A 25,977-nucleotide genomic window follows, 5' to 3' on the forward strand; every position below is an offset into this window, starting at 1 on the left:
TGTGAGTCAACAAAAAATGGGCTCTCACTCATTGAGTATCATCTCCGCCATGCCATCTAGGCGCGCTTTCACAGGCTCCCATCCCGGCATGATCTCCCTTAGCAGTCGGTAGTAGCGCTTGGAGTGGTTGTGCTCTTTGAGATGACAAAGCTCGTGCGTAATGACGTAGTCGACGCACTCACGCGGAGCTTTAACCAGATGCGGATTGAGGATCACAGTCCCATTCGGCGAGCAGCTTCCCCACTGCCGGCGCATTGATAGCAGCCGTACAGGCGGTTTGTCTTTGAGCCAGCTCACGCGGTCTGCAATCGCATCCAGCCGACGCTCAAACACTACCTCGGCACGCGTTCTGTACCACTTACCCAAGGCTCGTTTGACAGCGTTAGCATCGTGCGCAGGAGTCTCGACGAAGATACGACCCCGCAGCATCCGGACCTGCGCACCCGCGCCGTTCGAATCGGCGACTTTTAGCTGGTAGCGCTTGCCGAGATAGAAGTGGCTCTCGCCGCTGACGTAAGTGCGCGGCAATACATGTGCGCGCTGACAGCGTGCTTGCTCCACGCGTGAAATTATCCAGCGTGCACGCTTGAGCACTGCACGGTAGATCCGGTCTTCATCTTCGCCTTCCGGCGCGTCAACCTGAACCGACGCATCGGGATGAACGTGTATCGCGATCTTCCCGGATCGCTCGGGCGTATGACAGATCTCATAAGCAATTGAGTTGCCGCCGTATGTGAAGCTACCGCGCGCCATCACACAAGCTCCCCACGGGACAGACCGACCCGCGTAATCTTAAGGACGCGCTCGATGACTTCCTTTGCGCTTTCCAGACCAATGTGCTCGAACAATCTCGGCAGAAGGGCCTTGCGGATCGCCGCCTCAATGTTCTGCGGGCTGAGAGAATGCTCGGCAACCGCCGCCTTCACTGTCTGATCAATAAAGAGTGCATCGTCGATGAGTGCCTGATGCTCACTTTCTTTCAGTTCCGCGACAGCCCCGTTGCCAAGCACGAGCTTGAATGCTCCGTAGTAGGCTTTCGCATGCTTACTGTCTTTAAGCGCAGTAGGAACGTCGTCAAGTTCGCGCGCCGCGACCTTCTGCTCAAACTCCTCAAACAGGATGTACTGCTTGTAGGGATGATCGAAGAGCGCTTCGGCTTCGGCAATGGCTTGCTTCAAAAGCTCTGAGAATACGACCTGGGCATAGGGGTCATCGGCGAGATCTTGTTCGATCGTTTTTTTGACCCGACTTTTGATGATGTCGGTTTCATTACGGGTTTTCTCTTCACTCCACTCTTTCGGGTCTTGCGCTTTTCCGAGGTCGCCAACGGCGATCACGCCTTCTGGCTCGGAGATCCCGGACCCGACGACGTGTTTATCGACCAGCTTTCTGACCTGCTCTTCATAGGCGCTGTAATCAACGGTCTCCTGCGCGTCCTGCTTGGCAATCTTGCGCAGGTCGGTGAACCAGCGAAGGTCCTTCTTATAGCGGGTGATCTGTTCCTCACTGAAGGTGCTGTCTTCGAAGAAACTTCGCGAAGATAGCGCGACCGATAAGCACATGCCGTACTGCGTCAGGGCTTCATAGAAGTCCTCGCGGAAGCTCTGACGTGCATCAAAGCTTTGTCCGTTCTCGTCCTCCTGCCAGAGCGGGACGAGGAGTTGCCTATACTGCTCTCGGTCCTGCTTGTTCTTCACCGAAGAAAACAGACCCCAGAGTTTTTCATGCAGAGTAGGCAGCTTCTTGTACTCATTGCTAACCGCCTGGTAGAGCCCGTCGATGTCATCAAGGTCGTAGCCGCCCTGGGTCTTGCTCGCAAGATCCTGGTACTCCGCAATCGCGGTGTCGAGCTCTTTGAGGATGCCGCGATAGTCGATAAGCAGGCCGAACTTCTTGGCATCATGTAGGCGGTTTACCCGTGCAATGGCCTGAATGAGATTGTGCTGCTTAAGCGGCTTATCGATGTAAAGAACCGCATTCCGTGGCTCATCAAAACCGGTCAAGAGCTTGTCTACCACAATCAGCAGATCGGGCGGTCCAGGTGTCGAGAAGTCTTCGATGACATCGCGCTCATATTGCTCCACGTCACCTTGAACGTTGTCCTTCCACCATTGCTGGATTTCAGGCAGCTCAGTTTCATCTACATCACTATGGCCTTCACGGGTATCCGGCGGAGAGATCACGACCGCACTCGTGACGAGGCCGGTCTCATCCAAGTGCTTCTTGTAGCGGATCGCTGCGCGTTTGCTATCTGTAGCAATTTGCCCTTTAAGTCCCTGGCCTAGCTTCTTGATGTTCTCGCTGAAGTGAACGGCGATGTCCCAGGCAATCAGTTCAATGCGGTTTCCACTTCCGTAAACAGGACCCTTCTTGCCCCATTTTTGTTTGAGGTCGCTCTTTTGCTCCTCAGAGAGACCCGACGTGATCTTTTCGAACCAGTTGTCGATGGCTTTCTCATTGACCTCAAGTTCGGGTTTGCGCTCTTCGTAGAGCAAAGGCGTTACCGTTCCGTCCTCAATAGCACGCTGCATCGTGTAGGCGTGAACGATCGGACCGAACTTGCTTGCGGTTTTTTCGTTCTTGAGGAGCGGGGTACCTGTAAAGGCAATGTAGGCGGCATTCGGGAGCGCCTTGCGCATACGCTCATGACCCTCACCGCCGTGGGAGCGGTGGCCTTCATCTACAAGAACGATCAGGTTCTCAGATGGGTTATAGCAACCTTTTTGCTTGGACGCTGTCAGGAACTTATCGATGATCGTGAAGATAATTCGCTCCTTGCCCTGTCCTATGCGCTTCGCTAGATCACGGCCCGATGTCGCCTTAGACCGCTCGCCTTCCTTGCGAGACGCAACCGCACTGCCAAAAGCGCCACTAGAGAGAAACGTCTTTGAAAGCTGCTTCTCCAGATCGACGCGGTCGGTCACCACGACCATCCGGCACTCTTTAAGTTTCTCGTGCAGCAAGAGCGCCTTGCACAGAAAGACCATCGTGAAGGATTTGCCTGAGCCGGTGGTGTGCCAAATGACACCGCCCTCGCGGCCGCCACCCTTCTTCTTGGTCTGCAATCGATCAATTAGCGCTTTAATGCCGAAGACCTGCTGGTAGCGGGCCGCGACCTTGCCGATCTTCTGATCAAACAGAATGAAAAAACGTACAAACTCAAGAAAGCGCTCGGGTGAGAGCAGGCTGATGAGCATCCGGTCCTGTTCGCAGGGAAGCCGCTCACCAGACCAGAGCTCTTCGAAGAATGATCGAACCTTGGCCGGTCTGCCGGCGAAAACTGCGTCCTTGAAGGCCCCATCAATCAGTCGGTTAACAATCTCATGGAAATGAGATTCATCGAACTCTTCATCACGCCAGTTCGCCCAAAACTTCTTCGGCGTGCGTGTCGTGCCGTAACGCGCATCGGTGCCGCTGATCGCGAACAAAAGCTGCGAGTAAGCAAAGAGCTTCGGAATCTCATCGTTCTTCTGGTTGCGGATGTTCTGAGATATACCCTCGTCGATCATCGATTTGTTCGGGTTCCCAGAAACTGGACGCTTCGCTTCGACCACCACAAGCGGCAAGCCATTTACATAGCAGACTAAGTCCGGTCGCCGGGTATGCGTCCCGCCCGAAGACAGCACCTCAAGCTCTTCGGTAACGATAAAGCTGTTGTTACTGACATCGTTCCAATCGATGATCGGAATCGTTGGCGAATGTTTCTTGCCATCGATGAACTCGGTGACCGTGACGCCTAAAGTAATCTTGTTGTACAGCGCCTCATTGGCCGACCCCAGCCCCTCATGCAGTGGAACGGACGAAAGCTCGCGCACAATCTGATCGATCGCATTTGTCGACAGAGGATAGCTCCTGCCCTTGTATTCGAACCGACGCTTGCGCAACTCTTCAACCAATACACCCGGCAGGATCACTTCCTGGTTGCTACCACGTGCCTCAAGGCAATCAGCGGCAGACATATAGGTCCAGCCCAAAGCATTCAAGAGCTCAAGCGCCGGAATCTGCGCGCTCGACTCTTCCTTCGACTCCGGAGGAACCTCAGCCATGACCCGATGCTCCCTGGACGATCTCATCGACATCTCTATCAACCTTCACGCGCCGCTTGCCGGTGAGGAGTTGCTGCATGAGAGCTTTCTTTTCCTGAACGAGACAGAAATGCTGTTCTTTGAGCACGCGGACTTCTCGATCTTGCGTATCTAGAACTGCAGCAATATCGGCTTGTTCTTTATGAGATATGTCGGGAAACTCGATATCTCCTACGATCGTCGTGTTGAGATTCTTCTGAGTTCCGGGTTGGCCACTGTTAACAAGCCGCTCAGAATAGAATGCGAGATAGTGATAGAGAAACGATGTATTCAGCTGTTCGTCCAAACTGCGAAACACCACGAACCCATCATGTATGCAAACGGGAACGCCTACGACTTTCGGAACGCCTATAGTTGCGCAAATCGACATTATCAGTTCACCAGGATCGACTGCTACGCTCTTGCCAACTCCAAGGTCGGAGAGATACTGCTCAGTTGCTTCCAGATGCTCGGTTTGGGACGCCGTGACGTCAGAAATTCGAACCCAACCGCGACCTGCTTCAGCAAACCATTTCGGATCGGATATCGGTCTTGGAGACGCTCCTCGCCTAACGGTACAAAGCGTCTTCAGTTTGACGAATTCAGGAGGACGCCCTTGATACTTCGCGAACCGATCTCTACCGAGTAGCAACCGCCGCATCAACGCCCTCTTCTCGCACTCGCTGTTTTCGATCAAACGTTCAACCGCTTCAATTGCGCGATCCCAGCTTGAAAGGATCTCGTCGAGCTTCTCCTGCTCCAATAGTGGAGGAAGCATGAGGCGTATAGCCCGGAGTGTCGGCAGATTTAGTCCAGCTTTTGCGCCAGAGTCATTCATTCGATTGATCTGGACGTTCATAGGGTATGAGGACAGCAGGTAAGCAACAAAGCGCGGACACGCCTTGGCCGAATCAATCCGAATAAGCGCGGTGTGCTGGTTGATATATGCCTCACCGATTCCCTCCGGGACAATTCCGATCTTCCCCAGTTCTGCAGTGATTGAGATAAGAATGTCATCCGGCCGCAGCTGAGTACGCTTGCCATCCCCTGACGACGAATTTACTGCGACATATTTCAAGTCGGACAGGTCCAAGTGGATTCCACTTCGTCGAAGGTTAGTCATGCGAATAAACTTCGCACCGCGTTCGGAGTAGTACTGAGCCCAATCGCGAGAACCACTGGTTATGGCCTTGGATACGGTACCCAAGGTCGTCTCTTTCCAACCCTCAGGAACCATATCCCAGCTCCTTCAGATATAGGTCCATCTGTTCTTCTAACGACGCGAGCTCCTTCTTTAGTTCTTCGCGCTGCGCTCGTACCGCCAGAAGGTCGATCTCTTCCTCTTCTTCGAACGTGTCTACATACCGTGGGATATTGAGGTTGAAGTCATTTCTCTGTATTTCACCTAGCGAAGCGAGATGTGCATACTTCTCAACATCCGCTCGTGCCTTAAAGGTCTCGACAGTCTTTGCGATGTTCTCGTTCAAGAGCTGGTTCTGATTCTTGCCGTCCTTGTATTCACGGCTGGCATCGATGAAGAGCACACTCGTATCAGTTTTGTTTTTCTTGAAGACGAGAATAGCCGCTGGAATACCCGTCCCGTAGAAAAGTTTTTCCGGCAACCCGATTACGGCATCGAGGAGATTCTCCTCAATCAGTTTCTTCCTGATTTTTCCTTCCGCCGCACCCCGAAAAAGCACGCCGTGCGGCACGACTACACCCATTCGTCCCGTCTTCGGCTTTAGGGTTTCGATCATGTGAAGCACAAAGGCGTAGTCGCCCTTTGTCTTAGGAGGAACGCCGCGGCGGAAACGTCCAAACTTGTCGCCTTCGGCTTTTTCGTGACCCCACTTTTCAAGGCTGAACGGCGGATTAGCGACGACGATGTCGAACAGCTTAAGGCTGTCTTCGTCGTCCAACAGCTTGGGATTGCGGATCGTGTCGCCCCACTCAATGCGGTGGTTGTCTTCGCCATGAAGAAACATGTTCATCTTTGCAAGCGCCCACGTGCTGCCAATCGCTTCCTGACCATAGAGTGCGTACTTGCGTGATCCCGCTTTCTGAATCTGTCGGCCACATTTCATGAGCAGGGAACCGGAGCCGCACGCCGGGTCGCAGATCTCATCGCCCTCCTGAGGGTCGACCAGCTCCGCGATCAGTTCGGACACTTCTGGCGGCGTGTAGAATTCACCGGCTTTCTTGCCGCCGGTAGCGGCAAAGTTCTTGATCAAGAATTCGTATGCGTTGCCGATAATGTCGAGTTTGCCAATGCGACTGGGCTTCATACTGAGCTGCGGTTTGGCGAAGTCTTCGAGCATGTGGCGCAGAATGTCGTTCTTCTGCGCTTCATCACCAAGGCGGGTGCTGTTGAAGCTGATGTCCTGGAAGACATCTTGTAGTTTGTGAGCGTTGGCTTCTTCGATCGCGTGCAGAGCTTTGTCGATACGCTCTCCGTTTCCTGGCTCGTAGCGCTTTTCATAGAGCGCGTAGAAGCTCGCATCTCTAGGGAGCACAAAGCGTTCGTTCTTCAACATCTCTTCGATGAGTTCCGGTTTGTCGCCATATTCTTTCTGGTACTCATCGTAGTGGTCCTGCCATACATCGGAGATGTACTTAAGGAAGAGCATTGTGAGGACGTAGTCCTTATAGATACTCGGATCGACGACTCCCCGGAAGGTGTCACAGGCTTCCCAGACGGCCTGATTAATGTCTTTCTGGTTCACTGAACTGCTCATCGGTATCTTTCCTTTCTCTTCGAACCTATTCGATCAATTCGCTCGCGACCAGCATCAATTGTTGTTCGCGGTTATGAAGTAGTTTTTCTGTTAGCTGTTTCTCACGTCTCACGGCGTCACTGAGTTTCGCGATCAGGGTCTGACGCTTCACTGAGGGGATAGGAAACGGCATGCCTACAAGAACCGCGCGCCGAATACTCTGCACAAGCGTTCCTTCGGCACTCTGCGCGAAATACCGCTGGGCCGGGAGCTGGTTGAGATACCAAGCGAGGTAGCTTGGCTGGACGGTCTTAGCGTTGACGCGCAGCAGATAGAACTGCGGTGCGCAGATCGCCTTGTCTGGAACTTGATCCAGGTGGACGGCGAAGTTGCGGCTGCCGCGGGCGGCAAAGAGAACGTCGCCAGGGCGCAGCCAGTCAGGCTCTTTCCGCCCAGTCAGTTTTGTTCGTGGAAGGGCGGCCCAGTCCACACCGGCGTCCGGATCAGCGTTCTTCATCGTAACGACAGCAACGTTGCCCCCTGCGGAATCCTGGATCGCGCCGCGAAAGGGATAGCCGAGGCGGGTGTCCGCGATCTCTTTGAGGGAAACAACTTTTACTGCATCATCATTCATGGTGCAGTTATACGCTCGCGCGCGAACGCATGTCAAATAAAAAATGCATCATTTGTTCTGATGCAATTTTGGTTTACGCGAAATTCAGAGTGGATTCCGAAAACACTTGCGTAAAGTATCATAAATAGATACTTTGTGAGAGTGAAATCGGAAACAGGACATTTACTGGCTAGAGAGTATATAGAGCAGCTCGCCTCTGCGGGACGCTATAGCTTCACGTCCAAAGAGGCCAAAAAGGCGTTCGGAGCTTCAACGGATGCCGTCAAGCTTGCTCTGGCGAGGCTCAGTCGGCAAGGATTGATCGCAGCACCCGCGCGTGGCTTCTACGTCATCGTACCTCCTGAGTACCGCTCGGTTGGCTCGTTGCCCGCAGATCAGTTCATCCCGGCTCTCATGGAAGAGAAGGGAATTGCCTACTACGCAGGTTTGTTGTCAGCCGCCCAGTATTACGGCGCGGCACATCAGCGCCCCCAAGAGTTTCAGGTGATGGTTTCCAAGAACCGGCGCGACATCCGCTGCGGCAAAGTTCGCGTGAAATTCGTTGCGCGTAAAAATATGGCCCGGGTGCCGGTGCGCAAATTCAATACGCAGCGAGGACAGATCAACGTATCAACGCCGGAGGCCACAGCCATCGACCTGGCCGGTTACCCGCAACACGTGGGCGGACTCGACCAGGTGGCCACAATCCTTTCCGAACTGGCCGAAGAAATCGACGCGGCCTTGCTACCAGCGGCGGCGCAAACAGCTCCTCTACCGTGGGCACAGCGGCTTGGTTATCTGCTTGAGCTCGCTGAGGCTGAGCATGTTGTAGGGCCGCTGCGCGAATACATAGCGAAAGAAGCACGCGACTACACACCGCTTGCTCCGTCCGCGCGGGATGAAGACGGACCTCGCGCATCAGCGTGGAAAATCGTCGTAAATACAGAGGTGGAGCCGGACATTTGATCCCACGCGACTACATCACAGAATGGCGTACCGAAGCGCCGTGGGTTGAAGATGCCCAGGTTGAACAGGACCTCGTCATCAGCAGAGCCCTCGTGGACATCTTTTCAGACCCGCTACTCCAGAGCTCGCTTGCGTTCCGTGGCGGAACGGCACTCTATAAGCTCTACCTGACACCAGCCGCTCGGTATTCGGAAGACATCGACCTGGTACAGGTAGAGGCTGAAGCGGCAGGACCGGTACTGGATAAGCTGCACGAGCTCCTGGACCCGTGGCTTGGCGCGCCGCGATACAAACAGGGCCACGGTATGGTCACGCTGAACTATCGCTTTGACTCAGAAGATACGCCGCCGGCGAGATTGCGCCTAAAAGTCGAGATCAACACGCGTGAGCACTTCGCAGTAAATGGATTCCAAGAGCTGCCCTTCACGGTCACATCACGCTGGTTCAATGGCTCGTGCAACATTAATACCTACGTTCTCAACGAATTGCTCGGGACAAAACTCCGCGCGCTCTACCAAAGGCGTAAAGGGCGGGACCTGTTCGATCTTGGAATTGCACTTGAACACGATGATGTCGACCCCGATAAGATCGTTGAAACCTTCCACGCATACATGAAGCATGAAGGGCATGAAGTCCGGCGCAAGGATTTCCAAGAGAATCTTGAAAAGAAGATGGGCAACAAGAACTTCCGGGCAGATATCGGGCCGCTACTCGCATCGGGCGTAGAGTGTGATTTTGACGAGATGGCTGAGCACGTTAGCGAGTCGCTTGTGTCCCGGCTATCGGAATAACAGAAAGTGGCGGACGAGGCACCGACATATGAAGAGCTGGCGGAGGCTATCGCACATTGCGTGTACGAGGAACGTTACCTTGAAGAGGGTAAGTATCTTCCTAGCGGAGAACTTGGGGCGGAGCGAAACGTAAACAACATGGCCACAACGGGGCTGGAGATCCCGACGCGTGTTCTGAACTCTCTGGGGATACTCAAACCGCTGGATGATCGGCAGATCAGAAACGATTTCACATGCGGGCCGGACGAGTTCGCGCGGGTAATCAAAGCGAACCAAGCGAACGCTGTGAGTTACGACGGGTTGGTAATCGCTGCCATATGCTTGCTGGACTACCATCCGGACGTAGGGCCTCTGTATGAACTGCTTAGCCGGTTGGGTGTTGTCGAGCCCGATACCGATCCTCCTTACGATAAGGGCGAGCGCTGGCCCAGCGGGATATCGACCATTCGGTGGACGGATGAAGAAAAGCGCTACTGGTCCATATTTGACGACTGGAAAGGACCTATCCGCTACTGATCGTTACATCGCACGGCGACCCCTTGATGGCGGCTCAAGGTGTCATGCGGGCCGGAAATTGTGCCTTATGGAAAGAGTGTTCTCGCCACAAATTTGCCACATGGCTAAAAGTGTCAGTTCAGAGAATGGCGGTTTTCTGCGGTTTACAGCGGACACCATTTTTGTGGCAAAAACGGCCCTCCAGGGCCGTTTCTTTCCGTATTCTGCTGCTAAGTGATTGTTTTTAAAGTGGTGGGCGCGGTAGGGATTGAACCTACGACCCCTTGCGTGTCGAGCAACTCAAAACCCTAGAGTTTCTGCGGGTTACAGAGGGCTCGCCACAGATTTGCCACATGAATTTTCCTCTATAAAACTCAAAACACTATTTCGCTCTTCTTTCGCACTTTCGGCGCGCTCGATGAGATGGCCATACGTATTCAGAGTCGTTTGAATATTCCGATGCCCCATGAGCGTCTGGATTCTTTTTAGATTTACCTTCTGATCAATCAACATGGACGCGTAGAAGTGACGAAGGTCATACGGGCGATACATCGGTCGCTCGATGTTCTTGCCTTGTCGATTCACTACTTCCATGAGACCGGCTTCCTCGCAAGCGCGATTAAAGGCGCGACGCCGCCAATTTCGAACCGTTTGCCATCTACCATTAGACGTCGGGAAAACCAAATCATGTCGATTGTCGATCGTGTGGTTCTGGGCATAGTGATCGAGCATATCCAGCGTTGTGTCGTTCAGATCAATGAAGCGTCGCCCGGCGCGTGTCTTTGTGACGGTGATTTCCGTACCGCCGCCATCGAGCGCGCGATCGATCTGAACGCCGCGATCCGTGATCGCTGAGCGCGCAACAACGATGTGCTCCTGGGGACGCATCCCTGAATCGACCGCAAGGTAGAGCATCGGCCGGTATTTTTCCCAAGTGCGTTGGACCTGGGCGTTACGCAAATTGGCCAGCTTGTCGGCAGCACCGAGCAGGGCATGGATTTCCTTCTCGGTCGGGATACTGATCGGTTCGTCATAGCGCGAACTCGAAGCCACTGTGACCCCAGACGCGAAGTCCTTTGAGATGACGCCACGGCTCATAAGTTCGAGCACCATGGAGTGAAACGAGGATAGAACCTTGTGCGCGACATCACGGCTATGGTTCTGTAGAAGCCAGGAGCGAAACTCGATGATGTCTGGCTTGGTCAGCTCGGTTAGTTCTTTCGTCCAGGGATAGTTCGTAACGATGTCTGCGCGATAGCGATAGTTTTTGAGCGTGTAGTGCGTAACCGGGTCTCGGCCATCACGCCCTTCTTTTTCGCAGATATCTAGCCATTTTTGAATTCCTTGAGGAACTGTCCGGACATCCGGGTCCGCCGACACAGTCCCAACCCGCGCACTGGCATCCTCTCGAAATGCGATTGCTTCTTTATACGTGCGAAATGTTCTGTAGCTGTGTCCGCTCTTTGCGGCCGCGTCTGGGTAGCGAACCTGATAGGTCGTACCCTTCTTTCCAACTCTCTTCCTGATATCCGACATACTGTTGCTATAGCAACCTTTCTCCCGCAGCTTCAAGGAAAAAACGAATCGCGCGTAAAGACTCCACAGTTACTCACCACGCCAGTTCCGTTCCGCTTCAACCTGACAGTTGTTGTAGATACGCATCAACGTGTGTTTCTCAATCTTGAGTTTCTTGTCGATGGGATCGACGAAGAACGGCAGCTTGCGCTGACCCATCGCATCTTTTTCTGCCGCACGTTTCATCTGTCTTTCGTTGAGATCGATTCCGATTTCAGCGAGCACCTCTCGTGCCTGATTTAGATCAATGAAGAATGGTTTGCTCATCGGACTTCCTTCCGAGGGCCGGAATCCTTTTGGTAGTTCACGGCAGGTACCGAGCCGGTCTTGGAATCCGAAGCGGTGCTCTTGGCGCTCTCGCCTTCTGACATTACGACATTGAAATATTTCGGTAGCGTCATCGTATGATTGCTTTTCACGTGTTTCTCCTTTCTCTAGTGCGGATCGAACTCATCGGCGGCACTACGGTACGGACCTTCAGAGCGGATGTTTTCCACTTTGTAGCCGGCACGATCGCGCGGGACGACATCGTCGCCAAAGCCATTGGTCGGATTTATGTAGAGGGTCGCGCCGCGTGAAAAACGCACCGCATAGTCATCCTCGATTTCGTGGAGCTTCTCGAATAGCGCCTGGCGGACTTCCGCAATCGTCATCTCTCCTTTGAGCTTAATTTCCATTTTTCGTAATCAACCTGAGGTTGGCCTCCTGTTTCCAGAATACATACCAAAGCCTTAAGGCTTTCCTAACAGGGTTAGCCGAAAGGCGCAGTTTTCTGCGGGTTACAGAGGATTTGTCAGGTGTGCGAAAGGCTTAGGAGCACACCCGCTAGATGCACTTTTTTTCAGCGGCGTCACGGGCGCTGTCTGCCGCTCTCCGGTCGTCTCTGCCTTGATCCGTATCAGACCACCGGACCATCAGGGGACCTTTCCTATTCGATGATGATGGGAACGGGGCCGAAAAGGCCCTGATGGTCGGGGCCTTCACAACCAAGTGAAGGAGACCGGAGATGGACAGGATCATCACACCGTCCGCACTGGACAAACTCACCAGCGGTGAGCTCTCAACCTTGTTTCGCGACCTCACCCTCGATGCACAAGCGCATGAATTAGGCTCGTCCGAGCGTCAGCAGGCTTTGGCATCACTGGAAAATGTCAGACGGGCAATTGCACAGCGGCATCGCTTCAAACGCTAACCGTTTTAAAAGCTAGGCCGGTTTTCATCTCGAATTCCGGCCTTTCTCGTTCCTACGAGGACACTGCGAGGAGGTGCGCGGCAGAGTCGGACAAGAATTGATGATGAATCATTGCAAGGCAGGCGGAATCCTGCAGACTCATGTTTTTGGACCGCGAAGAAGTTGCACAACTCACAGGCTATCGCCAGCGCGCGAAACAGATCGAAGCGCTGGCGCTGATGCGTGTGCGATTCCATGTACCGCCAGACGGGTGGCCGCGGGTCGTAAAGGAGGAGCTCACTCATGGGGCGAAAACGGAAGAACCAGACTTCTCTTCCCTCTAGGTGGTCGCTAAAACACGGGCGCTACTACTACCGGGTTCCCGAAGGGCTGGAAGACGAGTGGGACGGGAAGAAATGGTTCCCACTTGGCAAGACGCTTGGCGAAGCCTACACGACCTGGCATGCCCGCGTGCAGGTCGAAGACGGCGTACCAAAGACAGTAAGCGCGGCGATGGACCGCTACTGTGCCGAGGTATTGCCTGAGAAGGCCGAGAAAACGCAATCCGAATACCTGAAGGCCATTGCGCGGCTCAGGCCGGTCTTTGGCCTCATGGCGCCTAAGAGCGTGCGGCCACGTCATGTTTACCAGTACATGGATAAGCGGCCACCCACGGCTGCAAACCGTGAGAAGGCAACGCTCAGCGCAATCTTCACCGCATGCGTACGCTGGGGCGCGCTCGATCGCAATCTCATCCGCGAGGTCAAACGGAATACGGAGCGACCGCGCGATCGCTACGTAACAGATGAGGAAGTCGAGCTGTTTCTTGCGCAGTGCGGGGCGATGCTCAAAGCTTATGTCGAGCTCAAACTCCTCACCGGTCTGCGTCAGGGACAAATACTTGCCCTGAAGCTATCGGATTGGGATGGCGAAAAACTGACTGTGCCAGGCGCAAAGGGTGGACGAACGGTTGTTTATTCCGGTGATGGATTAGCAGAAGCCTTCGAAGCCGTTCGGGAATTGCGCAAAGGGCGCGCTCTGCGCTCCGTGTTCTTGTTCGCGACGAGAACCGGGCGCCCCTACTCGGGCGATGGGTTTCGGAGCATCTGGCAACGCGCGATGGCGAAGTACATGGCTGTTGGCGGGGAACGGTTCACTGACCATGACCTGCGCGCCAAAGTGGCATCCGACTCTGAATCCCTGGCGGCGGCACAGACCCGTCTCGGTCATCAGTCGAGCCAGCTCACGCACCGCGTCTACCGGCGCAAGCCGGCACAGGTCAGCGTTCTCGAAAGGACCGCCAGGAAGTCCTGATAGAGCACGCGTTTATGAGACAAACGCGAATTTATGAGACAACAAAGAAAAAGCGCCGCAGAGCGGCGCTTGTAACCCATTGTTTTTATTATATGTTTGGCTCCGCCTGCTGGGCTCGAACCAGCGACATGCTGATTAACAGTCATTTTTTTCGCCTTACCACAAGATAACAAACGCACCTCAAAATCGATCTAAACGATTGGTTTTTCCAGTGTTTTTCCTACTAGATCGAAATCGCTTTTAACTCTCCCAAACATTCGCTAACGTGGGTAACCGGTACCCACACGTTACCCAAAAGACCCGCTGAGTAAAAATCATCGGGTCCAGGCGAATGAAGAAAAAGCTGACCGATAAGTTCCTGCAGAACCTCAAACCGCCGAGCGCGGGACGTCTTGAAATCTTCGATGCACTGGTGCCCGGGTTCGGGGTTCGTATCGGCACCTCCGGTCGACCGGCATTTTTTGTCATGTACCGAGTACACGGCAAGCAATTCCGCGAGACGCTCGGAAAGTATCCAGTAACCACGCTGGCAGATGCGCGAGCGGATGCCATTAAGTCCTTACGGCTAGCCAGTGGTGGTGCAGACCCCAAGCTCGAAGCCCTGAAACAAAGCAAAGAGCAGTTCAAACCCATCGCCGAGGAATTTCTCGAGCGTTACGCCAAGGTGCACCAGAAGCCGACCACCTACAAAGGCACCAAGCGCTATGTCGAGAATCACCTGATTCCCGCCTGGGGGCATCTGCCTATCGCTAAGCTCACCCGACGACACGTCCATATCCTGCTGGATGAGCTGGTCGATGCCGGGAAAGGCATCACAGCCAATCGCCTGCTCGCGGCCAGCAGCAAGCTGTTCAACTGGTCCGTGGAGCGGGGCTATTTGGAAGCCTCCCCTGCCCTGGGCGTCAAACCACCCGCCAAGGAAGTCTCCCGCGACCGGGTTCTGACCCTGGCCGAGATCAAGGCACTCTGGAAGGCTGCTGGTTCCCTGGGCTATCCCTTCGGGCCGTGGTTGAAACTGATGTTTCTGACCGGGGGTCAGCGGGAGCGGGACGTTTCCCATATGCGCTGGGCAGAGATCAAGGGTGTTTGGTGGGAGATCGAGGAACCCACCAAAAGCGAGACTTCTCACCGAGTCCCCCTTTCCACGTTGGCACTGGAGATCCTAGACGGGTTACCGAGGTTCGAGGGGCCATACGTGTTCAGTACTCGGGCCGGCGAAGTGCCGATCAGTGGATACTCGAAAGCGAAGCGGCAGCTCGATGAAAAGTCCAAGGTGACTGGGTGGCGGTTTCATGACGTTCGTCGCACGGTCGCAACCTGTTTTGGAGAACACTTAGGCAAGCATCCCTATGTGGTTGAGCGACTTCAGAATCGCCGTTCAGGGACGATCAAGGGCGTGATGGCCGTCTACAACCGGGCTACGTATGAAAGCGAATTGGAGACAGCCCTTGGTGAATGGGGGCGGTTTATAGATCGGCTGGTCACCAACGAAAAGGTGGTTCATATCCATGAACGCAGATGACAAACAACTCTTCGAGAAAATTCTGGAGTTACTCGCTCCGGACCTCTTCGAATCGCTCGACATTCCTGAGATCGATTTCGATCCTTCAGAATTTTCGACCGATGGTGTTGCTGATTTCCTGTTTGCTGGTCCAATCAAGTACAAGCTCTCGAACTGGGCGGTACTCAGTTTTCTGGGGGACCTTACGCTTCCCACAACAACCGATGCGCAATGGCGGCTCGGACGACTTCTTGCTAACGGCTTGATCAAGAAAACTCGTGAAACCGCAAAGGCTGGTGGACGACCAAGCGAATCACTGGATCGAATTTTTCTCTGCATTTTCGTGGAGTGGTGTATCGAGCGGAAAGAAATGGGACAAACAGACACCTTCGAACGAGCCAAAGCCGTATTCGCCCTTCCCGATGAGAGACTACGGCTGTGGTACACGGCCGGAAAAGGCTTCGCATCAATGGAGCGAATGGCGGGTCGTATATTTCTCGATGTTCTGGATCACATCAGAAAATATGCTGAAGACCAAGCGATTCAGAAGAAGCAGATCGACCTGATTAGTCAGCACTTCCAGCCGGATTAACCGCCAGCCCCCAGTCAAACCCCCAAAAACCCCTAGTTTGGCTGGGGGTCGGTTTCGGGCCGCCCACAAAATCCTTCCTCACGTTAGATCAAGTGAGGAACAGTGCGATGTCCAGCCACGTATCAGGGGCAGAAACACCCCAATCGCAACCGTTACTACGTAGCGCAACGGTCAAAAGCCACTTCGGTGGGATTTCCGATATGACGCTGTGGCGCTGGATGCAGCACCGCGGCTTCCCACGGCCGTTGAAACTCCACGGCCGTAACTACTGGGATGCCGAAGCGATCGAGCGGTGGACGGTGGAGTCAACTCTTTGAGCGCCGCTCCTCTCTCCGGACAATCCGCTCCGATAGCTCCTGTACCGCTACCGGTAATTCGCTCCGTTTCCAGTCGGGGACTTGAACGCAGTGTGACTTTCAATCGCATTGCTGCTCAGTCGTCACCGACCGCTTCAATCCAATCTGTGCGTAGGCGGTACGTGTGTCACCCCATCTAAATCGGGACTGTTGGTGGTCGGGTGATGGGCCTCTCGTAGATCCAGTCGCCGAGCGACCTGAATGGTACCCAGGGCATCCGCATGATTACCGATGGGTCTGTGGGCATCTCGACGGATTACCTCTTGAGGAGCGCGAAACGGTCGTGCGCCAGTATGGGAGTATTTTCGAACGTATGGGACGCGCCCCAGCGAATGCCTGGCTGCGAGAGATTCAGAGCAGATGAGCGTGGGGTTCGTCCAGATCCTCACAACGACCGGATGGAACGTGAAGCTCGCGGCTCGATGGATCTCTCGGCAGTTTGGAGATGTATCAAACGAAGCTGACCTCAAACGTATGGCAAGTCGATTGGAAATCCCGGCTCCCAAAGGCAAGACCGCAGAAGGTCGGATCGCCAGGGCGAAAGCTCCCCAATACTGGAGCAGGCGACTAAGTCCAGTCTGGTACCGGACCAGGGAGCAAAGAAATCGAGTCAGAGGATACGTCCGCAATGGGAAGGCTCTGTATCTGAGCGACCCGATCTACAAACTCAAGCAAGCTCGTGACGCAAGCAACCGTGTAATGCTTGAGGAGGAATTGGTAGCGATCTCCGATCACGGGGACATGGAACCCGTGGCAGCGCTTTCGGATAAGACTGTCAGCAATCCAAAGATTCGACGTGCAGAGCTCATGACAAGAATCTCTGGAATGGAGGACTATGCGACAAAGCATGGCCATGACTCACTTTTCATAACCCTCACGCTGCCCGGCGAGTGGCATGTCGCAAACAAGTCCGATGGTTCGCTGGTCAAAAACTACAACGGATCTAACCCCATCGAAGCTAACGCATGGTTTAACGACCGCTGGAGGCAGTGCCGGGCTGGCCTCAACGATGCTGGACTGCTCTACTACGGCTTTCGCGTGATTGAGCCACACCACGACGGTACACCTCACTGGCACCTTCTGGTGTTCGTACCGGCGGAGCTGCGCGACGCTTTCAAGCGATCAATCGAGCACTACTTCGGCCGAGAACACCCAAACCCTGCCATCGGCATCAAGATCGTGGATGGCGATCCGAAAAAGGGTTCCGCTACAGCTTATATCGCGAAGTACGTTTCCAAGAATATCGATGGGGAAGCACTCGGTGTTGAAGAACGCGGCCACGCCTCACGAATCGTAGCGTGGGCTCGAATCTGGGGATTCCGGCAATTCGACCAGTTCGGCTGCCCTTCGGTAGGAGTGTGGAGGCGTCTATGGAGTGTGCGGGATGAAAAGAAGGTTCCAAAATCGATGTTGCCGGCTTGGATCGCGGTTCAGGCAAAAGACTCGTGTGCATACATGGAGGCCATGGGCGGTCCTTGTCGAGGATCTGGCTACCCCATCAACGTTGAGAAAGGCATCAAAGAAGGGATCAACGGAGAGCGCAGTCCTACCGAGAATCAGTATGGCGAACCCCTCAAGACTGACGGTTGGAACATGTTGCCGGTGATCGGTTTGCGGTGCGGGGAGGATTTCCTCCGAACCTATGCCAAATTCTGGACTACCGCATTGCGAACAATCCTTTCTTTGGCCACCGATACCGTGAGGTTCGATGGCCCTTGGACTCGTGACAATAATTGTAGAGCTGGATCCGGAGGATTTGGCTTTGGTCAGGGGCCACCGCCGGCGCAGCCACTGCCAATGCCGGCATTACTACAACCAAACGCTCTTACAAGAGAGTCTGATATGCCTTGGCGAAATAACCCAACCATAGGCCGCACAGTCTATTCCGAGTGCGGGGGATTGTGAGGGCCCATCAGCAATCGCGCGTATCTGGCAGGAGACCGAATGGTTCCCCGAGGCCAATTCGGAGATGCCACCAAACATTGTAGAAGATGCAGGCGAGCATCCAGATTGTCCTGCCCACCAGGCCGAGCCAATCATTGAAACTGAGAATGATCCACCAACCACGATGGAAGCTAATTATGCAGGGGAGGAAGCGAAATTCGACGGGCGGCTCGTGGCCAAGCCATCGATACTGGTAGGCACCGCGTCTTTTGTGCTGACAGGTAGTCAGCGCTTTCCATAGTTCGTCGTCTCACTCGTGCAAACGGTGGGTAAAGCCATGAGCGTATTAACCCAGATGAAGTAGACGCTGGTTTGTGCATCGCACGAACCAGCTCGCGGCCAAACAGCAATTATCCTTCTTAAATCGGGGTGTTCTTTCACCGGAAACCTTTAACCAATCCATTTGCACCTGCAAACACGTGTGCTGCCGAGCGCCAGTGGCGTTAGAGTTTTAAATGAAATGTCGTCGTCCGGCAGCGCATTTTCGTCGAGGACTTCGTCGAACATGCAATTACTAGAAGAGATTTTTGATTGGCCTTGCAACAATCTGAAATGTCAGGAGAACCTTTTTTCGACTTCACCCATGTTGTCGGACACTACCAACAAATGTATTGCGATCACGGGGTGAGAGGCGTTCTATTTGTGTCGCACCATGTTGAAAGGACTCAAGCATGCCGTTGCAGCGCTCGTTCAGTTGCCCCCTCCGAGAAAACGCACAAAGCAGCCTGCTCCGTCAAATCGAGACAACTTTACTCGGCACGGGAAACAGGGCCCATATAAACCCAACAGTTTCAGGAAGACTACCAAACGAAATGATGCACGTGCTTCGCTTCCGTGCTCACGTTATCAACGACGCTGCACTAGCGAAGACTGCCGACACGAACGACCGCACATAGCATGTGGCGAAATGGCTTCTTCGGCAACGGCTACTTTCTAGGGACACGTATGCTCGAATTGGTTTGTCCGCGCTCTTCAAGTAGCTTCTGGGCTCGCACCAAATCGCAATTCGTTGCTTCCAGTGCCCGCTTGCATTCCATTATGCCGGCACCACTTGATTCACGTAGGGCTACAATCATATGTTGCGTTGGGAGCTTTATTCTAGCCACGTGAGCACACGCTTACGTCGAAAATAAGCGACCTCGCATCGTACGGTAATAGGTATGGAGGAAATCACAATGAAATTCGCCCGCTTTGGTCCACTTATTATAGCGCTCGGCAGTTGGGCCCCGCTATCCGTAGTCTACTCCGCTGACTCGAAGTTCGAACCATCATCCTATTCGGCGTCAGTCGATCAATACACCGCGTCACCACAGCTTGCCGATGCGGTATCCTATCGTGTCGTACTAGCCCTTGCCGGAGATTCTGATCAAGGCTCGCTGCTGTCTTCCATGATTTCGTTAACGCAGACTGATTTGCAGAATATCCAGCAGCGCATCGACGCGAAGCGTCAGACTGCGGTGGCAGACCGTCTCAGAATATGTGACGGAGTTTCGGAGGATCCGACAGAGGCCGAAGTGGTCTCATTTGGAATACGCATGAATAGAATGATGGAAGAGGAGGATGCAAGACATGCACAGCTCTACCGTCAGCTGATGTCTGAGTTGAGTCCGACAGCGTCAGCAGAAATCGGTAGTTATGTGGATCAACATGTCATTCCGTCATTCAAGACTCAGAAAGTCGACTTCGCCAGGCTCTTTGGAGACTATCCCAGTGCTTTTCAATCGAATGTGGCAAAGATGTGCGAGAAAAAATCAGCTAGCGGAGAGCTAAGATGAACAATCTAACATCTCGATGTATCGCGTTACTTGGAACAATCCTGCTTTCAGTGGAAGCACATGCATTCACTGCACTTTGCACTCCGGGTTCGCCCCCGAGTGGTCAAACAGGTCCAAGTAGTAATCTCTTACACATTAGCGTGTGGAATAGCGTCGAAGGCGATATCTACTCCGCCGCCAATCATGACACCCTCTGGTTTCAAGGTGCTATACCGATCGCTGAATATGAGTCCGGCGACTTTGACCCCGTCGGGGCAGGGAGTTTCGTAAGCTGGATTGCCACCTTTCCATTCGACCCAATATTTCTTACGAATTTGGGCGAGACAAAAATGAGGTTCTATACTTCGGGAGGCGGGTTTATTCCTCCAGGCTGGCTCAATTTCTCCGATGATTGTGAAGGTTCAGGAGTCGTATTCTGAGAAGAAACAGGATCACCTCTCGCAGACTTGAGCAACAACTCCGCATTTGTTCTTCCTTACGAGCCCCGCCAGTCGGGGCTCCATTTTGTCCGGTGATCGTACGCCCGGCATGCCAAAAAGAGAGCGTAGCGCAACTCGCACTCACAATCCTGCTTGTTGTTCTACAATCATCGGCATTGATGGAACGGCGTTGCTTGAACGGCGAATGCGGCTCACTCTAAAGGCTCTCGATGACTACGCGGCGCCGGAGATTGTATGCGAGTAGTGCAATTAGCGCCTTGAGAAAAGCATCGATGCAAACGACTAAGTCTCCTCAACAATCCAGTCACTAGCGTTGAACCTCAGCCATACGACAACACGATTTAGCATCTTGCCCGTCGAATCAAGAGCATCGTCTGAATGATTAGAGGCGAAGTAGAGATCGTCGATCTTCATCATGATTTAGCACGCGCTTTTCAAATATGGAGTCGGACTTTTCTGCAACTCAGCCTGACCAAAATCTACTCTATGCGAATGAAGATCGTTCCCGATTCGAACTAACCTGATGCCGCGAAGGTGATGTCGCTCCGTGTTAAACCCACAGTTCTTTTCTACAACCGCCTATTCGTTGCACAAAGTGACAACCGAGTAGTATCTTTGGATAAGCTTGAAGGACGACAGGATGCTCTGTAACGGGACTTCCAAGAGCGAAAAGAGAATTCGGATCTATGATCGGAGATGATACACACGATGCGAATTTCAAATCCGATATGATAACGCACATACTATTTCTAGGGACTTCCTCCAATTCTCGGCAATTTGTCCGCATGTTTTTGCAGCGTAGTATCTTCGAAGGCCACGTGGTGTAGCTCGTTACCGTCGGAGCCAATAAGGCTGAAAACGTAAGCTGGTTTGGAAACAAACCTTTTACAGAAGTTCCGTAGACATCTGCTTAGCGTGTTGCCGCCTCTGCAGATTGCAACGAGTCTATTCGCGGTTCGGTTGATAGCTGGATTGGATTCCATGGCTAAGACCCAGCTGGGTCCCAAGCTGTTAAGCCAGATCGGCCAAATCAAGAAGCCGAGAACCATCCAGAACTGTCTAACTGGCCAACTCAATTCTGTGAAAAGCTAGGCTCAGGCTAATCAGACTACGGAGGATTAATGGACGATGATACTGACCTCCTTACCTACGATACCTACAGCGAAGATGGCTCCTGGGGTTTTCGCGTGTACGATGATGAGTGGATACTTATCAAAGATTCCGGACTCAACTTTGATTCTGACTCCGAATCCGCCAGCGAGGCGAGACAATGGATAGCTAGGTCAGGGTGGATTCAAGGTAGTTGATGTTTCTGCTCGGCACTAATCAACGAAAACTGTGAATGCATTTGTCCAGGCATCTTCGATCTTTGCATCAACCGTTAGTTTTCGTAGTCGGCGCTTGAAATCCGTAGCCAGGACCACCTTCCAGCCGTCAGGAAGATCAATAACGTGCTTCTTTGCGAAGTTTTCAATTTGAGGAACTATCGCAAGAGATGGGTCATAGACATCTTCAAACTCTTCATCAGATTCGACAGGGCGTAAGAAACTTCGTGATGCAATCCCTGCTAAAAGCGACCCGGACGCAAGGTCTTCCATCTCCGCTTCTGGGATAGAACAGAAATCACCAACTTGCCTGACCCTGTTTCCCACCCCTTTGTAGGGACCAGATAGCAACCTTTCTTTCAGGGAGTTTCCCGGACTATCCGAATCAACAAACACAGTAGGAAGTTCTTCATCCTTAGCTGTAACTATAGAAACAACAGCCGCAACACCTTTCGTACCTGTACCGCCAGCTGGCAAGAAAACGATGTCTTTGTCAGGTGAAATTCGACCTCTTCCAATGAGGTAATTTTTTATCGCGGTCAGATACCTCTGATCGGATACACCTTCAACCACAATCGGCAAACATCCGAGTAGAAAAGTGTCGGACACACTTAGGCCGAGTGCAACGTGTACGGCATAAATCGATTTCTCGGCGGACGGAAACTTTGGATTGGACCTAAGATCTGGGGACACTACGGTCTTTCCGAATTCATTGATGTACACAGCACGCACCTGATCAAGCTTATCCGGCTCAACGAGGAAAGGTGAGTGGGTCGTAAAAAGGACCTGATTCGTAAGTCCTTCAAAGAACTGGGACAAGTCTCGCTGCGCGAGCGGATGCAATGAAAGACCCGCTTCGTCTAAGAGCAGAATCGTATCGACGTGTGCGTCTCGACTTTCGACCAAAAACACCAAGTAGAAGCTAAAAAACCACTGCAGCCCCGTGCTTCTTCCCTCAAGTTCGATTTCTTCCGGTCGAATTGCGTCAGATACCCAAATCCTGAAGTGATTGCCATCGGCATTGAAGCGGAACCGATAGTCTCCCTGTTTCCACCACTCCCTGAACCTACTAGTAAGTTGAGTGGAAGCTGAAGTTAATAGGATTTCTCGTTCCTTTTTCTTCTCAGCGTCAGCCTCTATTACTTCTTGGCTCAGTTCACCTTGGCTGGCTTCTACTCCCAACTCTAAGATTTCCCTAGGACTAAGCTGAACAAACTCGAACAAGACCTTGAGTGTGCGCGATTTTGCAGCCTCCCTCTCTCCAAGATCTTCACGGGTCAGGTTCTCGATAACGTGCGGAAGATAGATTTCTGAGTCCAGATTGCCGTAGTTAGAGTAGTAAACAAATTTCGGAATCTGGGGGAATACATGTTTCCAGAGCCCATCCACACTTGTAGGCGGTGGTCGGGATAGTTCTGACATAAGGTGGGCCGTTTGTTCCACTAGCGTATCGAAAATAGGGGTGATTTTTGATGTCTTCGCTGCCTGCTCCTTATCAATGGAAAGGTAAGCTAACCTCTTGGATAACTCGGTCGAGTCTATTGGAGAGTCACCGAGTTTCCGGGTTGTGCTCGTAACAGCTTCGATCATTCGGTCTCTCAGATCACCTTCGCTCTGAAACGGTTCTACTTTCTGCAAATCAGCCACAGCTCTATCGGCAAGTTGCTTTAATCTCGTAGGATCGATGGATCTCGGAACATCGCAGTTGGGAAAACTCCACGTGTATTTACCATCGAAGGATCGGCTGATTTCTAGAAGATCGAACCCCGCAGCAGGGAAGCCAGTTTTTTCTTCTATTTCCCCTGCCAGGTGCGGGTCGATTGCGAATCGGGCAGTGATGAAAGTGGGTTTCTTTTCCAGTACTCGAAACTCGTGGTATCTGTCACGTGGGAAGTCTGCTATCGGATCGATATCCCCTTCTCTTGCCGGATTTAGCTTCCATAGCGATACAAGAAGATTCGATTTTCCAGATTCATTTATTCCCACTAGCGCGGTCACGTCATCTACGTCAATCCATCCACTATCTACAATCGATCGAAAGTTGCGGGTACGGAACCCTAATAGTTTCTGAGCCAATGCCTCACCCCTACTTTTGAGTCCACCAATTCGAATGTTGCTGACCAAAGGCGAGTGGCGACCGTCGAGACGGGCGGCTGCCTTCGAATGACAAAGTAGGATAATAGACTTTGCGGAACAATAAAGATTAACGATGGCGCTCAGCGCCGTTACCCTCTGCGTTACCCACAGAAGTTAGATGTAAGTAGGCACTTACGGTAAACGGCACGATAGATGGCTCCGCCTGCTGGGCTCGAACCAGCGACCCGCTGATTAACAGTCAGCTGCTCTACCAACTGAGCTAAGGCGGAATAGAACTCGTCGCCCGGGGGTCTGCCGGGCGGAGGCGTAGTTTACTGCCCAAGGGGGCAAATTCAAGCACGAGGGCCGATCCGCGGGTTTCAGGCGTCCAGAGCCCGTCTACCTGGCCTTCATCTCCCCCCGCAGGGTCTCCACCAGGGCGCCGAACTGCTCCCGGTTGTCATCGCTCAGCTCAGCCAGCACCTCATGGGCACGCAACAGCCGCAGCTGCTGGTGATCGAGGGTCGACGACTTCAGATCGAGAGCGACCCGTTTTTCCGGTATCTCGACGGCATCTTCGCTGATGTTCGCCAGCACGATCTTCATGCTCAGCTCTTCGAAGTCTTCCCGGAGATTGGCTCCCACATTCTGCAGGAGCACAGATCCGTCGGCCGCACTCGCCTGCTGGATGATCTCGTGCAGTGTGCCGAGCATGGTGCTGTCGAGATATTCGCAGCGGGCCAGATCGATCACCAGGTTGCGCTTGGATTCGACCACCGCCATGGCGGTGTCGAAGAGAATCTGCCCGTAGAACCAGGTGAGGCGCCCTTCGAGCATGACGATTGTGGTGTCTGCTGTCTCCGCATAGCTGATGCCCGGCTCGGCACCCGCCGGCGCAGAGAGGAGGTTCAGGTCAACGGCAGAGTCGTTGAAAATACTGGCACCGGAACTTGCAGAGAGCAGCACAAGAGTGACGTCGTCGCAGTCATGGCGCGCTTTGCGATGGGTGACTTCCAGCAGCATCTTTTCAAGCACGTGAGGATCGCCGACAAACTGATCCAGGCTGTCTGCGATGTAGCGGACCGTGGGAGTCGCCTCACAGATATCAAACAGTCCATCCGTATACAGCAGCAGTTTGTCGCCTTCCTGCAGCAGCAGTTCCCGCTCCTCATAGCTTGCATCCGCCTCGAGGCCGAGCGCGGGACCCGTGTGCTCGATCTCTTCCAGTGTGCCATCGGAACGCACACACAACAGCGGCGGATGTCCGGCGGAGGCCACAATCAGCTTGCGTTCGACGGTGTCCAGCAGGCAGCAGGCCGCGGTGACGAATACGCCTGGTGCCGGCTGATTCGCCAGCAGCGACGCGTTGATCTGAGCCAGTGCAGCGGCGGGCCGGTGGGGCTCTCCGGTAGTCTCATCCTTGAGGTGCAGATGGTGTTTGAACAGTACCGAGAGCATGGCCGCGCTGACCCCGTGGCCGGAAGCATCGGCAATCACCAGGGCGAGATAGCGATCTCCGATGGTCATCACATCATAGAGATCACCGCCGATGGTATGGCCGGGCCGATAGAGACTGTGGACATTGAAGTTCGCAAGCGAAGGTATTTCGTGGGGCAGCAGCGAGCGCTGGATGATCTCGGCCCGATGCAGATCGCGCTCGATCACGCTGGCCTGACCTTCGAGCATCCGCACCAGCGCGGTGAGTTCGCCTCGGGATTTCTTGAGCTGCCTGTTACGGTTCTCCAGGCGCCGCACGGTGCGTTGCAGTTCGAGCTGTGCGATGACCTGACGGGAAAGCGCCTTCAGCGTCTCAGCCTGCGCCGGGGTCAGCTTCCTCGGCTTTCTGTCAATGACACAAAGAGTTCCCAGCGCATGGCCTTCCGAGGTAACCAGCGGAGCACCGGCGTAAAAGCGCACCCCAGGATCGGAAAGAACCAGCGGATTGTCCGCGAAACGCTCATCCCGGGTAGCATCCTCAACCACCAGCAGTGAATCGGGTTGCAGTATGGCGTGGGCACAGAAGGCGACCTCTCGCGGCGTCTCCTGGGCATCGACACCCAGGTGCGATTTGAACCACTGGCGATGTTCATCGACCAGACTGATCACTGCTATGGGTGTTTCACACACTTGTGAGGCGAGGAAACTGATGTCGTCGTAGGCCTGTTCGGGCAGCGTGTCGAGGATCGCGTAATCCTGCAACGCGGCCAGACGTTCGATCTCCTCATTCGGCGGAGGTGCGGGTCTCATGGGCTTAAGTTAAATCAA

At 53.6% G+C, this 25,977-nt stretch carries 20 protein-coding genes and 1 tRNA gene; 10 read left to right on the top strand and 11 right to left on the bottom strand.

Annotation, left to right across the window (positions count from 1 at the left end; all coding sequences use genetic code 11):
- Positions 1–24: 24 nt before the first annotated feature.
- From R3E82_11675 to R3E82_11695, 5 genes are read right to left on the bottom strand one after another with little or no spacing between them, the layout of a single operon-like run.
- Entirely contained in the window at positions 25–753 is a 729-nt protein-coding gene (locus R3E82_11675) for a SprT family zinc-dependent metalloprotease (protein ID MEZ5551542.1), read from the bottom strand.
- Complete coding sequence (locus R3E82_11680) at positions 753–4,046, bottom strand: HsdR family type I site-specific deoxyribonuclease (GenBank protein ID MEZ5551543.1); 3,294 nt, start codon at positions 4,044–4,046, stop codon at positions 753–755. The genes R3E82_11675 and R3E82_11680 overlap by 1 nt, the downstream gene beginning before the upstream one ends.
- Positions 4,039–5,301 (bottom strand): restriction endonuclease subunit S, encoded by a 1,263-nt coding sequence (locus R3E82_11685; GenBank protein MEZ5551544.1) that lies wholly within the window; start codon positions 5,299–5,301, stop codon positions 4,039–4,041. The genes R3E82_11680 and R3E82_11685 overlap by 8 nt, the downstream gene beginning before the upstream one ends.
- Positions 5,291–6,799 carry a type I restriction-modification system subunit M gene (locus tag R3E82_11690; protein ID MEZ5551545.1) on the bottom strand — a complete coding sequence of 503 codons (1,509 nt, stop codon included), beginning with the start codon at positions 6,797–6,799 and terminating at the stop codon, positions 5,291–5,293. The genes R3E82_11685 and R3E82_11690 overlap by 11 nt, the downstream gene beginning before the upstream one ends.
- Before the next feature lie 25 nt (positions 6,800–6,824).
- Positions 6,825–7,412 carry a hypothetical protein gene (locus tag R3E82_11695; GenBank protein ID MEZ5551546.1) on the bottom strand — a complete coding sequence of 196 codons (588 nt, stop codon included), beginning with the start codon at positions 7,410–7,412 and terminating at the stop codon, positions 6,825–6,827.
- 141 nt (positions 7,413–7,553) lie between these two features.
- Here R3E82_11695 and R3E82_11700 point away from each other — a divergent pair, with 141 nt between their 5' ends.
- Genes R3E82_11700 through R3E82_11710 form a run of 3 tightly spaced genes read left to right on the top strand, consistent with a single transcriptional unit; the run spans position 7,554 to position 9,664 of the window.
- The gene (locus R3E82_11700; GenBank protein MEZ5551547.1) at positions 7,554–8,357 is read left to right on the top strand and encodes a type IV toxin-antitoxin system AbiEi family antitoxin; all 804 of its coding nucleotides are present in this window, start codon (positions 7,554–7,556) and stop codon (positions 8,355–8,357) included.
- Positions 8,354–9,148, top strand: a complete 795-nt coding sequence (locus tag R3E82_11705; protein MEZ5551548.1) for a nucleotidyl transferase AbiEii/AbiGii toxin family protein — start codon at positions 8,354–8,356, stop codon at positions 9,146–9,148. Before R3E82_11700 ends, R3E82_11705 begins: the two co-directional genes overlap by 4 nt.
- Positions 9,149–9,154: 6 nt before the next feature.
- Positions 9,155–9,664, top strand: a complete 510-nt coding sequence (locus tag R3E82_11710) for a hypothetical protein (GenBank protein ID MEZ5551549.1) — start codon at positions 9,155–9,157, stop codon at positions 9,662–9,664.
- A gap of 303 nt (positions 9,665–9,967) precedes the next feature.
- Here R3E82_11710 and R3E82_11715 read toward each other — a convergent pair whose 3' ends face one another.
- From R3E82_11715 to R3E82_11725, 3 genes are all read right to left on the bottom strand, one after another.
- Positions 9,968–11,179, bottom strand: a complete 1,212-nt coding sequence (locus tag R3E82_11715) for a site-specific integrase (GenBank protein ID MEZ5551550.1) — start codon at positions 11,177–11,179, stop codon at positions 9,968–9,970.
- Between the two features lie 69 nt (positions 11,180–11,248).
- Positions 11,249–11,485, bottom strand: coding sequence for a hypothetical protein (locus R3E82_11720; protein ID MEZ5551551.1), 237 nt, complete (start codon positions 11,483–11,485; stop codon positions 11,249–11,251).
- Positions 11,486–11,652: 167 nt separating this feature from the next.
- Entirely contained in the window at positions 11,653–11,895 is a 243-nt protein-coding gene (locus tag R3E82_11725; protein ID MEZ5551552.1) for a hypothetical protein, read from the bottom strand.
- Positions 11,896–12,224: 329 nt separating this feature from the next.
- Here R3E82_11725 and R3E82_11730 point away from each other — a divergent pair, with 329 nt between their 5' ends.
- From R3E82_11730 to R3E82_11760, 7 genes are all read left to right on the top strand, one after another.
- Positions 12,225–12,410 carry a hypothetical protein gene (locus tag R3E82_11730; protein MEZ5551553.1) on the top strand — a complete coding sequence of 62 codons (186 nt, stop codon included), beginning with the start codon at positions 12,225–12,227 and terminating at the stop codon, positions 12,408–12,410.
- Between the two features lie 282 nt (positions 12,411–12,692).
- Positions 12,693–13,703 carry a tyrosine-type recombinase/integrase gene (locus tag R3E82_11735; protein ID MEZ5551554.1) on the top strand — a complete coding sequence of 337 codons (1,011 nt, stop codon included), beginning with the start codon at positions 12,693–12,695 and terminating at the stop codon, positions 13,701–13,703.
- A gap of 331 nt (positions 13,704–14,034) precedes the next feature.
- Positions 14,035–15,225 carry an integrase arm-type DNA-binding domain-containing protein gene (locus R3E82_11740; GenBank protein MEZ5551555.1) on the top strand — a complete coding sequence of 397 codons (1,191 nt, stop codon included), beginning with the start codon at positions 14,035–14,037 and terminating at the stop codon, positions 15,223–15,225.
- A complete protein-coding gene (locus tag R3E82_11745; GenBank protein MEZ5551556.1) occupies positions 15,212–15,796 on the top strand; it encodes a hypothetical protein in 585 nt (194 codons plus the stop codon). The genes R3E82_11740 and R3E82_11745 overlap by 14 nt, the downstream gene beginning before the upstream one ends.
- 830 nt (positions 15,797–16,626) lie before the next feature.
- The gene (locus R3E82_11750; GenBank protein ID MEZ5551557.1) at positions 16,627–18,057 is read left to right on the top strand and encodes a replication endonuclease; all 1,431 of its coding nucleotides are present in this window, start codon (positions 16,627–16,629) and stop codon (positions 18,055–18,057) included.
- Between the two features lie 1,214 nt (positions 18,058–19,271).
- A complete protein-coding gene (locus tag R3E82_11755; GenBank protein MEZ5551558.1) occupies positions 19,272–19,871 on the top strand; it encodes a hypothetical protein in 600 nt (199 codons plus the stop codon).
- Positions 19,868–20,290 carry a hypothetical protein gene (locus tag R3E82_11760; GenBank protein ID MEZ5551559.1) on the top strand — a complete coding sequence of 141 codons (423 nt, stop codon included), beginning with the start codon at positions 19,868–19,870 and terminating at the stop codon, positions 20,288–20,290. Before R3E82_11755 ends, R3E82_11760 begins: the two co-directional genes overlap by 4 nt.
- A gap of 1,343 nt (positions 20,291–21,633) precedes the next feature.
- On the opposite strand, the gene R3E82_11765 is transcribed toward R3E82_11760, so the two are convergent.
- The 3 genes from R3E82_11765 to R3E82_11775 all read right to left on the bottom strand — a co-directional run bounded on the left by R3E82_11765 (position 21,634) and on the right by R3E82_11775 (position 25,959).
- Positions 21,634–23,760, bottom strand: a complete 2,127-nt coding sequence (locus R3E82_11765) for an AAA family ATPase (protein ID MEZ5551560.1) — start codon at positions 23,758–23,760, stop codon at positions 21,634–21,636.
- 166 nt (positions 23,761–23,926) lie between these two features.
- Positions 23,927–24,002 (bottom strand) — tRNA-Asn (locus R3E82_11770).
- A 109-nt stretch (positions 24,003–24,111) separates the two neighbouring features.
- Complete coding sequence (locus R3E82_11775) at positions 24,112–25,959, bottom strand: SpoIIE family protein phosphatase (GenBank protein ID MEZ5551561.1); 1,848 nt, start codon at positions 25,957–25,959, stop codon at positions 24,112–24,114.
- Between the last annotated feature and the right edge of the window lie 18 nt (positions 25,960–25,977).

The organism is Pseudomonadales bacterium, assembly GCA_041395945.1.
Classification (GTDB): domain Bacteria; phylum Pseudomonadota; class Gammaproteobacteria; order Pseudomonadales; family Azotimanducaceae; genus SZUA-309.

Excerpts from the sequence above, each read along its gene's own strand:
- R3E82_11675 (MEZ5551542.1), bottom strand. The coding sequence starts at position 753 with ATGGCGCGCGGTAGCTTCACATACGGCGGCAACTCAATTGCTTATGAG.
- R3E82_11680 (MEZ5551543.1), bottom strand. The coding sequence starts at position 4,046 with ATGGCTGAGGTTCCTCCGGAGTCGAAGGAAGAGTCGAGCGCGCAGATT.
- R3E82_11685 (MEZ5551544.1), bottom strand. The coding sequence starts at position 5,301 with ATGGTTCCTGAGGGTTGGAAAGAGACGACCTTGGGTACCGTATCCAAG.
- R3E82_11690 (MEZ5551545.1), bottom strand. The coding sequence starts at position 6,799 with ATGAGCAGTTCAGTGAACCAGAAAGACATTAATCAGGCCGTCTGGGAA.
- R3E82_11695 (MEZ5551546.1), bottom strand. The coding sequence starts at position 7,412 with ATGAATGATGATGCAGTAAAAGTTGTTTCCCTCAAAGAGATCGCGGAC.
- R3E82_11715 (MEZ5551550.1), bottom strand. The coding sequence starts at position 11,179 with ATGTCGGATATCAGGAAGAGAGTTGGAAAGAAGGGTACGACCTATCAG.
- R3E82_11720 (MEZ5551551.1), bottom strand. The coding sequence starts at position 11,485 with ATGAGCAAACCATTCTTCATTGATCTAAATCAGGCACGAGAGGTGCTC.
- R3E82_11725 (MEZ5551552.1), bottom strand. The coding sequence starts at position 11,895 with ATGGAAATTAAGCTCAAAGGAGAGATGACGATTGCGGAAGTCCGCCAG.
- R3E82_11730 (MEZ5551553.1), top strand. The coding sequence starts at position 12,225 with ATGGACAGGATCATCACACCGTCCGCACTGGACAAACTCACCAGCGGT.
- R3E82_11735 (MEZ5551554.1), top strand. The coding sequence starts at position 12,693 with ATGGGGCGAAAACGGAAGAACCAGACTTCTCTTCCCTCTAGGTGGTCG.
- R3E82_11740 (MEZ5551555.1), top strand. The coding sequence starts at position 14,035 with ATGAAGAAAAAGCTGACCGATAAGTTCCTGCAGAACCTCAAACCGCCG.
- R3E82_11745 (MEZ5551556.1), top strand. The coding sequence starts at position 15,212 with ATGAACGCAGATGACAAACAACTCTTCGAGAAAATTCTGGAGTTACTC.
- R3E82_11750 (MEZ5551557.1), top strand. The coding sequence starts at position 16,627 with ATGGCAAGTCGATTGGAAATCCCGGCTCCCAAAGGCAAGACCGCAGAA.
- R3E82_11755 (MEZ5551558.1), top strand. The coding sequence starts at position 19,272 with ATGAAATTCGCCCGCTTTGGTCCACTTATTATAGCGCTCGGCAGTTGG.
- R3E82_11760 (MEZ5551559.1), top strand. The coding sequence starts at position 19,868 with ATGAACAATCTAACATCTCGATGTATCGCGTTACTTGGAACAATCCTG.
- R3E82_11775 (MEZ5551561.1), bottom strand. The coding sequence starts at position 25,959 with ATGAGACCCGCACCTCCGCCGAATGAGGAGATCGAACGTCTGGCCGCG.